Origin of the sequence: Streptococcus ruminantium, assembly GCF_003609975.1 — a bacterium.
In the GTDB taxonomy this organism is placed as follows: domain Bacteria; phylum Bacillota; class Bacilli; order Lactobacillales; family Streptococcaceae; genus Streptococcus; species Streptococcus ruminantium.
The window spans coordinates 714,579-729,644 of record NZ_AP018400.1 but is presented as its reverse complement, the minus strand read 5'-3'; the positions used below and the strand labels follow the sequence as shown (position 1 = coordinate 729,644).

Here is a 15,066-nt window from a genome sequence, read left to right as displayed (position 1 = left end):
GTGCTTCGTACACATGTCACTATCATCAACATTAAACGTAAAGTGACTTAGTTTCCACGCCAAATATGCGTGTCTAGTAAACCGCAGTAGGCATCTACAGGAGATACTCCGATAAATTCTGATTCTCCTGCCAATTTTTCTACCAAGGCTTCTATGGTGACTGGTAGGCCATCGTAGGCATTGATGTAGGTTGCTACCTGTGGCATATCCGCAAGTGCAAACGGGTGTTGAACGGACACGACAATCGTTGGAATCTCGTGAACATAGAAAGGTTGGTCTGGCGTTCCCTTAGCGGCTGGCCAGATAATCCGTTGGGTGGTTCCGCCAGAGTTAACATCAACCAGATTGATAATTAGGTCATAATGGTCTGTTATTTCTGCTATTGGGCGTTTAGAAGCGTAAACATTGGCAATAGCTGCTGGTCTTTCCTCTTCTGGTAGCTTGGCAATCCGCGCTTCTGTATTTTCCCAGATAGATACCTCATGACCTCTAGCTTCTAACAATTCTTTCAGGGTATCTGAAGCTCGCTTTTTACCTGAATTGATAAGGGCGCCAAAACCTCCCTTGTAGCCATCTACTTCTACCAACAAGATACGTCTGTAACGGGCTGGTGTCACAGGGAAGACTCCTTCTTGCTTGGCTTTGACTAAGGTAATCGCCTTATCTGCCACTTCTTTAGCCAGATGTTTAGCTTCTTCTGTCCCAATCAAGGCTAGAGCTTCTTCTTTTGGTAACATCATCTCATGGCGACGACCCTCAAACTGATGAAGACCGAGCTTGGCTTTCAAGCCCAATGTCCGACGAAGGGCATCGTGCAACCGTTCCTCAGACAAGAGACCGTTTGCCAGACCTTCTTTCATCCATTGTAGATCTTCTTCTGGATCATTAAAGAAGAGGAAGAGGTCACAACCAGCTTCGATAGCAGTTGGCAACAATTCACGCCGAGACATAGAAGCGGTCATACCAATCATGTGGCTAGCATCCGTTACAATAGCACCATTATAGCCCAATTCTCCACGCAATAGCTCATCCAAAAGTGTTTTATTGAGCGAAGCTGGTAACATCTCATCCAACTCACGTTCAGGGTGCATTTCTTTTTCAACATTTGGCAAATGAATATGGCCAGCCATGATTCCGGGAAGCCCAGCTTCAGCCATTTCACCATAGATGCGTCCAAAGCTTTCCATCCATTCAGACTTGGTCATTGGGTTTGAAGCAAAAGAGAGGTGATGATCTCGTTCGTCAATACCATCCCCAGGAAAATGTTTCGCAAAAGGAATGATTCCATGTTCCATAATGCCACGCATGTATTCTTTTGATAGTTCAAGTACTTGCTCCACATGGGCTCCCCAAGTTCGGTTGGCGATAATAGGATTTCTCCAGTTGCGACTGAGATCCATGATTGGTGCAAAAGAAGCGTTACAGCCAACAGCAGAGGCTTCTAAACCTGCAATTTTCCCCATTTCATAGGCATAACGTGGATCATTCGTAGCGGCAATTTTGATTTCATCACCGATTTTTGTCCCATCTGTGACGGCACCATTGCCACCTGATTCAGTATTGGCTGCAATCAAGAGCGGGATTTTAGACTTGGTTTGTAAGATATTATTTTGTTCCCAAATATCTGCTGCCGGTCCAGGATTGTAGCGAACAGCGGCAATCTTGTAATCTTCTAATACACCTGTCAAATACTCTTCTGTCCGCTGACTTCCCATGTTGACAAAGAGCTGACCGATTTTCTCATCCAAGGTCATCTGAGCGATGGTTGTTTCAATCCAAGCGATAGCTTCTTCATCTAAATTGTAAGGTTTTTTTCGTAAATCTACTAAGTTTGTCATTTCTGCCTCCAAAAAAGCTAAGGGCGTACCCCTAGCCCTTTCTTACTCGTCTAAATTTTTCCAAAATGTATCTATTAAGCTCATTTCATATTCGGTCGTAAAGCGCTGAGCCACAAAGTCTTCTGCCACTTTCTCGGCTAAGTCTGCCCATGAGTGTAACTCCTGTCCAACTAAAATCGGGTAGAAATGTACTTTATTAAGCTCAGCTGCTTTCAAATCACCAGGTGAATCACCTATCATCATAATTTTATTTGGATCATAGCCTTCATCAACCAGTCGCTTAATCACATCTTCTTTTTTACCTCTATCCTGACAGTTGAGTTCTGTAACGTAGCCCATTAAACTTTGATCTGTCCATTCTTCTTCTACTGCTTCTTTATTGGCAGATGAAACCACGTAAACTTTTCCGAGTTGACTTAGTTTTTCTAGACCTTTATGAACACCGATAAAAGCTAGGACTGGACCAGTATAGTTCTTAATGGATTGATTGACCTGATTGGACCATTCTAGAGCTAATTCTAAATCTTTTGATGGTCGTTCAGTCAAGAGTTTTTCCAAAGAAGCATTGGAGAGAGAATCTGTTGACTCGACCCAATGTTTCAGTTTTTCAATGTTAGCCACCCCAGCAAAGTCCAAACCTGTGACTAGCCCAACAAAGCGGTTGATACCTCGAGTACGTGAATACAGGTTAACCCGATTCCACTCTTTTAAAAAAGGTTCTCTATCCTCAATCCCAAATACATCCGCAGCTAAAGGGCCGAAGAAAAGCTTGTGCTTATAAGTCATGGTATCCATGACACAACCGTCAGAATCAACACAAAACACGTAATCAGACTTCATGACTAAACTCCCGAATAGGCTGAAAAGCCACCATCAATTGGGAGAACAACGCCATTTACAAAGCTAGCTAGGTTCTCATCTGCTAGGAAGAATACACCTCCTACCAACTCTTCTGCTTCCCCAAAACGCCCCATAGGTGTATTGGTTAAAATCTTGTTAGCACGCGCCGTTGGCTGTCCTGCCTCATCAAAGAGCAAACCACGGTTTTGATTGGTCACCAAGAAGCCCGGTGCAATAGCATTGCAGCGAATACCAACCTTTGAAAAATGTACAGCCAACCACTGTGTAAAGTTGCTGATGGCTGCTTTTGCCCCTGAATAGGCCGGGATTTTTGTCAAAGGTGTAAAAGCATTCATACTGGAAATATTGATAATATTTGCTCCAGCACGCCCTACCATATCTTGAGCAAAAACCTGTGTCGGCAACAAGGTTCCAAGGTAGTTGAGATTGAAAACAAAATTGATGCCTGCTTCGTCCAAGTCAAAGAAAGTTTTGGTATCCGCAGGAAGTCCGACTTCATGAAATTCATTATCTGTTGTCGCTTTAGGATTGTTTCCACCTGCTCCGTTAACCAAAATATCTGCTGGACCAAAATCAGCCAATACTTGCTGGCGTACTTCTTCTAAATTTTCTTTGGAAAGGACATTGGATTTGTATGCTTTAGCGATCCCTCCTGCTGCTTTGATCTCATCAACAAAGACTTGAGCAGCTACTTCGTTTAAGTCCAAAAGAGCAACTTTGGCACCAGCCTTGGCAAATTCCTTAGCCAAATAACCACAGAGTACTCCACCTGCTCCTGTGATGACAACCACTTTGTCCTTAAATTCAATCACACGTGTCATTCTTATTCCTCCTTATTTCCGACTGTTTTCACTGTAATTCCAAAATCTGGTGTCTTACCTGCTATTCGCATATTTGCCTCGTAAAGACCATTGAAATAAGTCGCCCCCAGTGCTCTGTCATACAAGCCATAACCCGGTGTCTTGGTCTGATCTCCCCAGATGCGGCGACCATGATCTGGGCGCAAAGCTCCTTGCCAATCATAATCCACCAAAAGCTTGATGACGGCATTCATATCAATATCACCAGCCTGTGACAAATGAGCTGTCTCCTGGAAGCCCCATTCACCCGCTGTTACATTTCGAGTATGCATAAAGTTGATACGATTGCGTCTGAGAGCGTACTCAGTCATTGCTAGCACGTCATTTTTCGGATCAGAAGCGTAGGAACCGACACACATGGTGATACCATTATTTTCTGAATCATAAAGGTTCAGAAATCTTTCAACAGCTTGCTGGCCTGTGATGATGCGTGGTAGACCGAAAATCCCGTAAGGTGGATCATCTGGATGGATAGCCATCTTCACACCGGCTTCTTCAGCTGTCGGCATAATGGCCTTGATAAAATACTCCAGGTTCTCCCACAAATCTTCCTCAGAGATATTTTGACGATAATTTTCGATGATAGCCTTCATCTCTTCCTTGGAGTAAGATGAGTCCCAACCTGGTAGGTTCAAATCGTCTGCCACTGGGTCTACACCAGCCAAATCAGACTTGAGAAAGGCAAGCGAGGTTGAACCATCTGGAAGTGGGTGGTGAAGGTCAGACCGCGTCCAATCAAATACAGGCATAAAGTTGTAGCAAACCACTGGAATACCTGCTGCCCCCACATTGCGAATAGATGTTTTATAGTTTTCAATCAATTCATCACGATTTGGTTTTCCTTGCTTGATATCCTCATGAACTGGGATAGACTCAATTACAGTGATCTCAAGTCCAGCCTCTTCCACCATTTTTTTCAACTCTAGAATATTTTCCAAAGGCCAAGCCTGACCAACTGGCACATCATAGACAGCCGTCACAATCCCCTGCATCCCCGGTATTGCCTTGATTTGTTCAAGAGTAACAGGATCCTTCTTCCCGTACCAACGAAAAGACATTTTCATGATTTATTCTCCTTTATTGTTCAAAAAACTCTTTGGCATTGTGGTAAGAAATAGCCTCAACAAACTGTCCTAGACGATCGTAATCCTCTGGCACTTCTTCCTCCATAATCCACTGCCCGACATAGCTAGCTAAAATTCGTCTGAAATAATCATGACGTTGATAGGACAAGAAGCTACGTGAATCGGTCAACATACCGACAAAGTTAGCTAGCATTCCTTGCTCTGCATAGGCATTCATCTGCTCAATCATTCCCAACTTGGTGTCGTTGAACCACCAGCCAGCCCCAAACTGCAACTGGCTACGACATCCTTCTTCGTTGGCTTGGAAATTTGCTAGAGTATTAGCTAGGGCAATATTGTAAATCGGATTAAGGTTGTACCAAATCATTTTTGGAAGGGCATCTTCCTGAACTAAGTCATCTAATAATCTATTTAAGTTAACTGTCAGGCTCGTCTGATCTCCAATTGAGTCCACACCAACGTCCGCTCCTAGTTTTTCAAAAAGACCTGTGTGATTGTTACGCAAAGCTCCAAAATGAACTTGTGTTACAAAACCATATTCTTTATAGAGGCGACAGAGTTCTCTAAAAATAGCAGTCTGCCACTTATTGACACTGGACTGACTAGCCACTTTTCCTGCCAAGCTAGCCTGTAAAATATCATTTAGCTCCATGATAGAGGCTTCTTCATAACAAATAGCTGTAAAGCTAATATCACTTGCCCTACAACCGCACTGAGCAAAATAGGCTACACGCTGAGCCAAGGCAGTCACAAAACTAGTAAAATCTGATACTGCCTGACCGGTAAGTTCTTCTAATCGCTTCACAAACTGTCTGAAATGACGATGTTCTACAAAGGCTTCATCTGGGCGGAAGGTCGGTGCAACCACTGTCTCCATCTCTGGATCTTCAGCCAACTGTTTATGCCATTCTAAATGATCCAGTGGATGGTCGGTTGTACCGATAAAAGCAACCCTTGCATCTGCAATCAGTTTACGCGGGCTAATCTGATGTTCCTGCAAATAGGCATTGAGCTGGTGGTAGAGCTTTTCTGCATTTTCTTCTGTTAATAGCTCTTCCACCCCAAATACCTGCCTTAATTCTAAGTGACTCCAGTGGTAAAGTGGATTGCCATAAGCACGTTCCAAGGTTCTTGCCCATGCCTTAAACTTAGTCAATTTGCTAGCAGAGCCAGTAATTTCTTCCTCCGGAATACCATTTGCCCGCATCAAGCGCCACTTGTAGTGATCACCGCCTAGCCACAAATCAACAATATCTTCATAGACCTTGTCTTCATAAATTTCCTTTGGGTCAAGGTGACAATGAAAATCATAAATGGGTAGCTCAGCTATTTTTTCATACAGTTTCTTTGCCGGCTCATTTTTCAACATAAAGTATCTATCATTAAATGTCATGTTATTCCTCCAAGGCTGCTACAAAGCTACGGGCAATCGTTGTCACACTCTGATAACCCTCTAGTGCTACTCGACTTGCTAAGGCAGAACCAACTCCTACTGCACACGCTCCAGCTTTTTTCCATGCGGCTACGTTGTCAACTGATACGCCACCTGATGGCATCAAATCCACTTCCGGAATAGGCCCGTGAATATCCTTGATAAACCCTGGTCCTAGCACACCGCCAGGAAAGAGTTTGATAATAGGACAACCTGCTTGGCTAGCCTTTACAATTTCTGTTGCAGTTGCGCAACCTGGAAAATAAAGACTCCCAGCCTCTTGAGCTAACTCCTGAATCTTACAGTCAAAATGTGGACTAACTAGAAAGGCAGCTCCTGCCTCCATGGCTTTCTTAGCTAATTCAGGAGTCATGACCGTTCCGGCACCAATCACTACAGAAGAATCATCTGAGAACTCTTCCAATAAATCGGTAATGACCTCCCCTGCATTAGGAGTTGAAAATGTAATTTCTATATTCCGAATACCGCCCATAATCGCGTGACGAGCGATTTCTTTCGCATCATTTTCATCTTTTCCACGGATCACCGCGAAAAAATAATTTTCCTTTAATTGTTTTAGCATCTTGACCTCCAATTAGAAAGCGTTATCAATTATAGTTTTAGTATACAATTCATCTGATGATTTGTCAAGGAAAAAGCCAAAAAAATACCCAGAAGATAGTCTTCTAGGTATTTCTTATATACTGATTATTTAGTGTCATTTAAACCATGCATGGTCAGATCTTTACCAAACCATTCACTGAGAACAACTTGTCTAACAGAGATAATATGAGCTAGCATGCTGTCATAAGCAGCAACTGGATGCCGTTGTTTTATGGCCGAAAGGATATTCCTATGAGCTTGTAAGCTATCTGATTTCATCTGACGATTTGAGTAATTTTCATTGATGAGATGAATAGATTGGTTGATGACCGGCATAAGACTAGTCATGGCTAAGTTTCCACTCATTTCAGCCAGCATACAGTGGAATTTCACATCAAGTTCTAAGTGTTGATGATCCCCTGCATCCACCGATTCTTCAATAGCAAGGACAATGTCTTCTAGGCGAGCAATGTCTTCATCTGAAGCAAATTGTGCTACACGCTCAGCGATTCTCGGCTCAAGCAAGTAGCGCACTTCAAACAAATCAGTCGTCAACTTAATGCGATCCCTCACCAAAGAAAAACCTAAAGGGTCTTCTGATACACCTTTTTTGGAACTGATGTAAGTCCCAGATCCCTGACGAACCTCCAAGATATTTCTAGTAGCCAAACTCCGAACTGCCTCACGGACTGTCGAACGCCCAACCTTCAAATCTTGAGCTAACTCATACTCATTCGGTAACTTATCGCCGACCTCATAGCCTCTCTCAAGAATCAATTCGAGTAAGCGTTCCGTTGCTTTTTCTACCAACGGTCTTGCCATACCTTACTCCTCCAAATGCATTTCTATTTACTACTATTATAGCTTATTTTGCTTTATAATGGTAGTTCGGAATAGAAGTCCAACGTTTCTTTATCTCTCCGACAATCTGTTTTGGCTGACGATTGCGAGAAAAGAGTCCTTTGTGATTTCCTTGAATACGGAAAATCATCACATTGGTCTCAAAATCTGCAAAATTCCAGACTTGTTCCCCAATTAAATTTGGAATGCGATCAAATACTCGGTGGTTCATATCATAGTAAGCAATCTGGAATTCTTCTGTATAAGGAATATTCCAGAGGGAATGTAGCCCCGGAAGAGTGTCTGCACCGTATTCTGTCATCAAAATTGGTTTGTCAGGATACAGGCTCTGCCATGCATTAAGCTCCTCTTCTAGACCTACTTCTGCCTTAGCCAAATCTCCGTGCTCCACGTACCAACCATAGTAGCGATTGAGGGAGATAACGTCTACTAAGTCCATAACCTTATCTAGTCCTGGTTTTGCTAAGAGAATATTGACCAAGGTTACTGGGCGAGATTGAGGATCTAGGTCTCTATAGAGTTGCACAAGTGGCTCAAAGTATTCATGCGCACCTGCTTCATGGCTGGCTGGTTCATTGGCAACTACCCACATAACGACACACGGATGGTTCTTATCACGTGCCACCAATTCTCTGATAACTTGTTCATGTGCTTCCTTGGTTTCCATGACCGACCACGTACCATTATCTCTTGGATTCAAATCCAAAGAAGCTGCAAAGTTTTGGAAAAGACCAACAGCAGGCACCTCATCAATCACGACAATTCCTAAGCGGTCAGCCAAACGCATCATTTCTTCAGAGTAGGGATAATGCGAGGTTCTAAAAGAATTAGCACCAATCTCTTTGAGCAGGTTCAAATCCATCAAGTTGGCAGCTTCATTGAGTCCTCGACCATTGATGAAGGTGTCCTCGTGCTTACCAAAGCCCTTGAAGTAGAATGGTTTATTATTGATGAAAAACTGCCCCTTTTGAACAGATATACTACGAATACCAAATGACTCACTGTATGAATCAACAAGGCGTTCCCCATCAAATAATTCTACTTTGGCAGTATAGAGATAAGCATCTAGTACTTCCCAAAGGCGAGGCGAATCAATTACCAGCTGATTCTTTTCTATCAGCCCAAGACTTCTTCCCTCTTCATCTAAGATTGTCACACGTACTGTATCACATTGTCCAACCACAGTCACATCAACCTTGACGGTAGCCTGAGTCAAATCTTCTTTGAGTTCACTCTGGATAACAATGTCTTCTATACAAACTTTAGGGCGCTTATAAAGGTGAACATTTCGTTGGATACCAGCATAGTTGAAAAAGTCAAAATTTTCCTTCACTTTTTTCACTACTTGCCCATTTTCATCTACTTCTTCGCTATAATTACCTACGGGAAGGGTTGAAAAATTTAGTTCATTATTGGCACAGACTGTCAAACGGAATTGTTCCAGACTATATAGTTCCTCTGGTAGTAAGCATTCAAATGGTGTAAAACCTCCCTTGTGCTCCCCAATCAATTGACCATTGGCATAGACCTTGGCTTGATGCGTAACCGAGCCAAAACGGACAATCAATTCTTCATCACTAGAAACAACTGGTAAGGATACCATGAGTTCATACCAATTATCCCCAACAAAGTCACGTTTTTCCTTGTCAACAACAATGTCATTAAAAGAGCTAGGCACAACCATGACCTCATCTGTATCTAACATTGACTGAGGATTATTTTGTCCCTGCTTGAATTTCCAGATTCCATTTAATGAATAAACAGAGCGTGTTTTCGTTTGAGTTGGATATAACATAATTTTTCCTTCTTTCTATCGTTTTATTTCATGCGAACCTTTTTGAAGCAAGCATTCAATGTCTGATTGATTGATAACATTGATGTCTCCTTCGATTGTGTGCTTAAATTGAAAGCTAGCCATTCCTAAATCTAAAATTTTTTGCGGCATCTCCTCCTGTAAATAGCCAAAGATTATTCCTGCTGTAAAAGCATCTCCAGTTCCTACTCGATCTAGAACCTGAATTGATTCTTTCTCGGTTTCATACAAGACACCATCTTGGTATAGAAAAGCCTTTAACAGGTAATCATTATTATAAGTCATCTCTCGCTGAGTAAAGGCAATACTCCGTACAGAATAGGTTGCTGCCAATTCATCAAGAACCCGTAATAGTACTTCTCTATCCTCGTAAGGTCGAACCAAGCCTACCTCGTCCTTCAAGTCCCTCCCTGAACTGCCTAATAGCTGAATGGGCTCTAGACCAAAACAAACATCTGCCAGACCCACAAAAGGAGAAAGCTTTGCCCTTGCCTCTTCAAAGGAAGACCATAAGCTCTCACGATAGTTCAGATCAAAGGAGACCGTCACACCTTTTTGTTTTGCTAGTTCCATCAAGCGAAAGGCCAGTTGATAGACATCCGAGTTCAGAGCGACAGTGATACCACTGACATGGAACCAATCCACTCCATCAAAAACAGTTTCCAAATCGTAATCTTCTGCCCTTGACAAACTAAAAGCAGAGTGGTCACGATCATAGGTTACCTGACTCGGTCTAAGAGAAAATCCTTTTTGATAATAGTAAATCCCAAGGCGCCCCTTCTTTCGAATCAAATAGTTTTGTCCGATTTGCCGAGCAAAGAGAAAATGCTCTGCCATCTTTCCTAATTCATTCTCAGGAAGAGCTGTCAATAATTCTACAGGGTAGCCGAGTTGCGTTAAGGTCGCCAAAACATTCAACTCTGAACCTCCAAATTGACAATCCAGACTAGTTGCCTGTGTCAAGGTCTGGTAATGTGGCGGGGATAGACGAAGCAAGATCTCCCCAAAGGCCAAGACTTTTTTCATTGTTACCTCCTAAAGGAAGGGCCTAGCCAGAATCCTCCAACTAGACCAATCAACTTTACTATCTTTACTCAAGAAAAATCACACGTAGGCTATTCATGACCAGAATGCCTGTCAGCAAGATCAAAGCCTCCAGTAGAATCCCCTTATTGTATCAATTTCATAGAGCATAGCCTTTTGACTTGCTTCTAGTACTCATCCCAATTCAGTGGACTATTCCAAGTCAGCAAGGCAATAAAGACTATATTATTTTTCTTCATATTGATCAACCTTGTACTTGGTCACATCAACATAATCCATATCTGATAGAGGAACATTTTTCGCAATAGCACGAACACGTTCTTCATCTTTTGCGGCTTTCATGACATGAATTTTCTCTTGGATACGGGCCATTTCTTCACGATCAAGTTTGTAGAATTTCATCAAGAACAATGACACACACAAAACTACGATAGGAATAACTGTCAACAAGACAATTGTGGCCATTCTCAAATCACCTGAAAATGCTGTCTCAACTGTTGGGTATTGTTTTCCAAAACCAATGGCAGCCAACACAAAACCAATAACCATCGGTGCAAAGGATGAAGCAATAGAATCCGTAAGGGAGAAAATTGTACCAATCATACCCGACAAATAACGACCCGATACCGAAGTTTCATAATCCGTAATATCTGCCCCCATTGTCAGTACCAAACCAGAAGGTGCACTTGAGGCATAACGAGCAATGATGTATATTACAAAGAAAGCGACAGTGTAAAGATTCCAGTTTGTCAAATCCAACATGCCTGGTCGAGCTGGGAGCAACAAGAATGTCAATCCCACTAGACCTACAATACCAAGTTGAAGTGCAGTTACATAAGCAAAACGCAACCCTTTACGTCGAGCCAACTGTGCTGCTCCAACTGTCACTAGAATACCCGGTAAAATGAGAAGCATGGACATCTTCCCTGAAAGAGCATAGTCACCAAAGACGATACCAAAGAGCATAACACCGAGAACAGAGTCACCAAAGAGTTGTGCGACAAACTTTACAAAAGCTGCTGAAATAGAGAGTACTTGGAGTGGTCTGTTACCTTTGATGACCTTCCAATAATCAGCCAATTTTGTTTCTTGTGTTTTCTCACCAAGACCAAAGTATTTCTTATTATCTTTTTCCCAGATACCAATAATAGCTAAAATACCGAGCACTGCTGAAATAATCACTACGCCTGTAAAAAGTACTTGGAAAAATTCAGCAGTAAAGCCACCATATTTTGGAACCAAGGTACCTGAAACAACAACTTGACTACCTGTCATCAAAACCGTTGTGGCGATACCATCAACAATGTTAAAGATTGGACGTTGTTTCGGATCATTGGTGAGCGCAACTTGTCCAGCCTTAGTGATTGTTTGTTGGAGCGAATAACCAATTTTGTGGATAATCATGACGAGGATAAACAGTGGAAGACGTAGACTTTCACCAACACCACTCAAACCAAGCATCATAAAGAGAGAGCAGGCAGTGATGATATTACCCAAAACCAAGATTGGACGATATTTACCAAATTTAGTATCTGTCTTATCAATAATAACTCCGATTGTTGGATCAATGAAGCCATCAAAAATACGGATATATCCCATCAATTGGCTAACAAATAGCGCTGCTAAACCAAGCACGCCTGTCGACAAATAAGTCACAAAAGTAAAGGCAACCAGATAAATATTCGTCGAAGAATTATTTAAGGCGAATAAAATAATCTGCCACAACTTTGCTCTGTTATAAGTAACATCTTCAACACGTTGTTCAACATGTTTTTCCATCGGAAATTCCTCCTAAATGTTTTCTACGACAAAAGTCGTAAGCGTTTTCTTAACTATTATTCTAATATTCATCTGATGATTTGTCAACAGTTTTTGCAAATTTTTTTAACTTCAAAGAAAAAAAGACGATTTATCGCATAAATCGTCTGATATATTTGCTAATTTAATTGAAAATTCATCTGATAATTCTAGTGGGGATTGACTGTAATCTTACCAGTACGATAATTGATACTCAAACCACTTTGTACATTTGGAACAAAAACATTAAATTCTAGACTTCCATCTGCTGCTTTTGCTTCTAAATGACTCCCAACTGGAATCAAGTCATTGTCCTCTGCATAAATCAGTGTTACACGGTAGCGGACACGCTTATTTTTATCCAACGCCCGACGAATCTGACTTTCAAAATAATTTTGCCCGGTAGAAGCTTGGTCATTGGCTTGATTGGACCAAGCTGTCTGAACAGCTATGTTCTTAGGATTGCTTGTTGAAGCATCAAAACCAGAAAGCCCACCAATCAAGGCATAGCCTAGTAAATGGCCTCGATCAACTGCATGATCATATTCCCCTGATAAGCCATGAATCTGATGCCAGCCAGCAGGAGTCCAAGAGGTACGCCCCTTTCCTGTTTCATCTCGGTCCTTGTACTGACGGGTTGATTTTGCTAAAAGAGCATTTGCAACCGTCGGTACCATTTTTCCCTGTACAATCTTGGTTTTATTTTCTCCATAAGGAGCACTAGCTACCGATGCATCTAGATTGGTTTTATTCCCATTGATGAAGAAAGCACCTGCTCCGTTCCACTCAATCTTAGTTCCGAGTTGCTTTTTTACATTTTCTGTCAATACTGAGCTAGCCAATTCTTGACTTGGTACTGATTCGCTAGCCTTGGATTGATTGACGTAGTAAGGATGATTCGTAACATTACTATTCGTCGTACTGCTTAGAAAGTAGCCTCCACCCACTACAATGAGTGTGGCCAACAAACTAAACAAACTCATGGCTTGTTTTTTTACATTTTTCTCTGCCACTTTACTCTCCTATTAAAAAGTAGGTCTCCCTACTTTCCTGTAAATTTACTAAATAACTCCTGCCACTTTTCTGGTGATAGGATTGCAAACATATTATCTCCATCACCGATAACACCATAACCTACTATTAAACCAATAGCAAATACTAAAATGGCAATCATCAATCCAACTACTACTAAGAGTAAATTTTTACCAACATAGTTAAGATTTTCCTTATCCATCTTCTCCTTCTCCACTTACACGCTCAATACTTGCACCAAGAGCCGCTAATTTTTCATGAAAACGGTAGTAACCGCGATCCAAGTGCGTCAACCGACCAACAGTTGTCTCGCCTTCAGCCACTAAACCAGCTAAAATCAAAGCTGCACTAGCTCGCAAATCTGTGGACATGACCGGAGCCCCCTGAAGAGGCTGACCACCTGTGATAATGGCTGTATCACGTAAGATTTCCGAATGCACATCCATTCGCCGCATTTCTTCCAGATGCTGGAAACGATTCTCAAATACCGTCTCAATCATGGTAGACTCTCCTTTGGCAACAGCCATCAATGCGGTAAACTGAGCCTGCATATCAGTTGGAAAACCTGGATGCGGAAGAGTTTTAACTGTTACAGGTTTGAGCTTGTCCACTTGCGAACGCACTCGAATTCCACCCGCTTCTTCTGTCACTTCTACACCCATTTCCACCATCTTGGAAATCAAGGGACGGTTGTGTTCCCAAACCGCATCCTTAATCAAGACATCACCACCGGTCATGGCGGCAGCTACCATAAACGTACCTGCCTCTATGCGGTCTTGCACTACCTGATGTTCTGCACCGGTCAATCTTTCTACACCGGTAATAATGATGGTCTCTGTTCCTGCTCCTTTTACCTTAGCCCCCATTTTATTCAGAAAAATAGCTAAGTCAACAATTTCAGGTTCGCGCGCAGCATTTTCTAGTACTGTTGTACCGTTAGCAAGAGTTGCTGCCATCATCAAATTCTGCGTAGCGCCTACACTTGGAAAATCAAGGTAGATAGGCGCTCCTCGCAGCTTCTCCGCAATCACCTCAATATAACCCGCACGTTGCTTAATCTTTGCCCCTAAGGCTTGTAAGCCTTTCAAATGCAAATCAATAGGGCGACTTCCAATGGTACATCCACCTGGCATAGAAACTTTAGCATAGCCATTTCGAGCCAAAATTGGTCCTAGAATAACAATAGAAGCCCGCATCTGACTGACATACTTATAAGGCGTTTCACTACCGAGCTTTCCAGTTGCATCGATAGTAATCGCCTTACTTTCCTCATCAAATTTGACTCGAACACCGAGCCCTCGAACAACATTGTTCATCGTATAAACATCTGACAAAATTGGCACTTGCAGCAATCGTGTCTGCCCTTGACTCGCCAAGACCGTCGCAGCTAGCAGGGGAAGAACAGCATTCTTAGCCCCTTCAATCTCAACCTGGCCTTTTAAACCAGATCGACTGCCTCTAACAATAATTGTATCCATCTATCATCCTCTTCCTACTCTTTATCCAAGCCTCGCAAAAGAACGACCAATCATCAACAATTCTAAAAAGAATGTAGAGACAAGATAGCCCAACACAATGGCTAAAAATAGAACCAGTGTGTTCGTCCTGCGTTGGTTATCTCTCGTTACTATCAACCACTTTGTCCAATCAACGGTTGTTACCAGTAGATGATGAGCCAGATAGATAAAAAGTATATGACTGAATAATTGTAAAATTGATGTTACCATACTCTCATTATACCATGAAATTGAAAAATGGGACTTGGACAAGTCCAACCCCATATATAGTCTTTTTCTTTTTAGTACTAGCCCCAACAGTTCGGAAAGTAGTTTTCTACCCA

14 protein-coding genes are annotated in these 15,066 nt (G+C 42.1%); all 14 read right to left on the bottom strand.

Annotated features, from left to right (window positions below):
• Positions 1–47: 47 nt before the first annotated feature.
• Positions 48–1,838 (bottom strand): glycoside hydrolase family 3 protein, encoded by a 1,791-nt coding sequence (locus SR187_RS03545; protein WP_120171537.1) that lies wholly within the window; start codon positions 1,836–1,838, stop codon positions 48–50.
• Between the two features lie 42 nt (positions 1,839–1,880).
• Positions 1,881–2,678 (bottom strand): HAD family hydrolase, encoded by a 798-nt coding sequence (locus SR187_RS03540; RefSeq protein WP_120171536.1) that lies wholly within the window; start codon positions 2,676–2,678, stop codon positions 1,881–1,883.
• Positions 2,679–2,680: 2 nt separating this feature from the next.
• Positions 2,681–3,520 (bottom strand): SDR family oxidoreductase, encoded by an 840-nt coding sequence (locus tag SR187_RS03535; protein WP_024532418.1) that lies wholly within the window; start codon positions 3,518–3,520, stop codon positions 2,681–2,683.
• A gap of 2 nt (positions 3,521–3,522) precedes the next feature.
• On the bottom strand, positions 3,523–4,623 hold the full coding sequence (locus SR187_RS03530) for a mannonate dehydratase (RefSeq protein ID WP_120171535.1): 1,101 nt from the start codon (positions 4,621–4,623) through the stop codon (positions 3,523–3,525).
• Positions 4,624–4,636: 13 nt separating this feature from the next.
• Entirely contained in the window at positions 4,637–6,037 is a 1,401-nt protein-coding gene (uxaC, locus tag SR187_RS03525) for a glucuronate isomerase (protein WP_120171534.1), read from the bottom strand.
• A gap of 1 nt (position 6,038) precedes the next feature.
• A complete protein-coding gene (locus SR187_RS03520) occupies positions 6,039–6,659 on the bottom strand; it encodes a bifunctional 4-hydroxy-2-oxoglutarate aldolase/2-dehydro-3-deoxy-phosphogluconate aldolase (protein ID WP_120171533.1) in 621 nt (206 codons plus the stop codon).
• A 125-nt stretch (positions 6,660–6,784) separates the two neighbouring features.
• A complete protein-coding gene (locus SR187_RS03515; protein ID WP_024532414.1) occupies positions 6,785–7,501 on the bottom strand; it encodes a FadR/GntR family transcriptional regulator in 717 nt (238 codons plus the stop codon).
• Between the two features lie 43 nt (positions 7,502–7,544).
• Complete coding sequence (gene uidA, locus SR187_RS03510) at positions 7,545–9,335, bottom strand: beta-glucuronidase (RefSeq protein ID WP_120171532.1); 1,791 nt, start codon at positions 9,333–9,335, stop codon at positions 7,545–7,547.
• Between the two features lie 15 nt (positions 9,336–9,350).
• Complete coding sequence (locus tag SR187_RS03505; protein WP_120171531.1) at positions 9,351–10,379, bottom strand: sugar kinase; 1,029 nt, start codon at positions 10,377–10,379, stop codon at positions 9,351–9,353.
• A 243-nt stretch (positions 10,380–10,622) separates the two neighbouring features.
• On the bottom strand, positions 10,623–12,176 hold the full coding sequence (locus SR187_RS03500) for an MFS transporter (protein WP_120171530.1): 1,554 nt from the start codon (positions 12,174–12,176) through the stop codon (positions 10,623–10,625).
• Between the two features lie 188 nt (positions 12,177–12,364).
• On the bottom strand, positions 12,365–13,207 hold the full coding sequence (locus tag SR187_RS03495) for a DNA/RNA non-specific endonuclease (RefSeq protein ID WP_120171529.1): 843 nt from the start codon (positions 13,205–13,207) through the stop codon (positions 12,365–12,367).
• A gap of 29 nt (positions 13,208–13,236) precedes the next feature.
• Entirely contained in the window at positions 13,237–13,428 is a 192-nt protein-coding gene (locus SR187_RS03490) for a DNA-directed RNA polymerase subunit beta (protein ID WP_120171528.1), read from the bottom strand.
• On the bottom strand, positions 13,421–14,704 hold the full coding sequence (murA, locus tag SR187_RS03485) for a UDP-N-acetylglucosamine 1-carboxyvinyltransferase (protein WP_120171527.1): 1,284 nt from the start codon (positions 14,702–14,704) through the stop codon (positions 13,421–13,423). The genes SR187_RS03490 and murA overlap by 8 nt, the downstream gene beginning before the upstream one ends.
• 21 nt (positions 14,705–14,725) lie before the next feature.
• On the bottom strand, positions 14,726–14,953 hold the full coding sequence (locus SR187_RS03480; protein WP_120171526.1) for a DUF1146 family protein: 228 nt from the start codon (positions 14,951–14,953) through the stop codon (positions 14,726–14,728).
• Between the last annotated feature and the right edge of the window lie 113 nt (positions 14,954–15,066).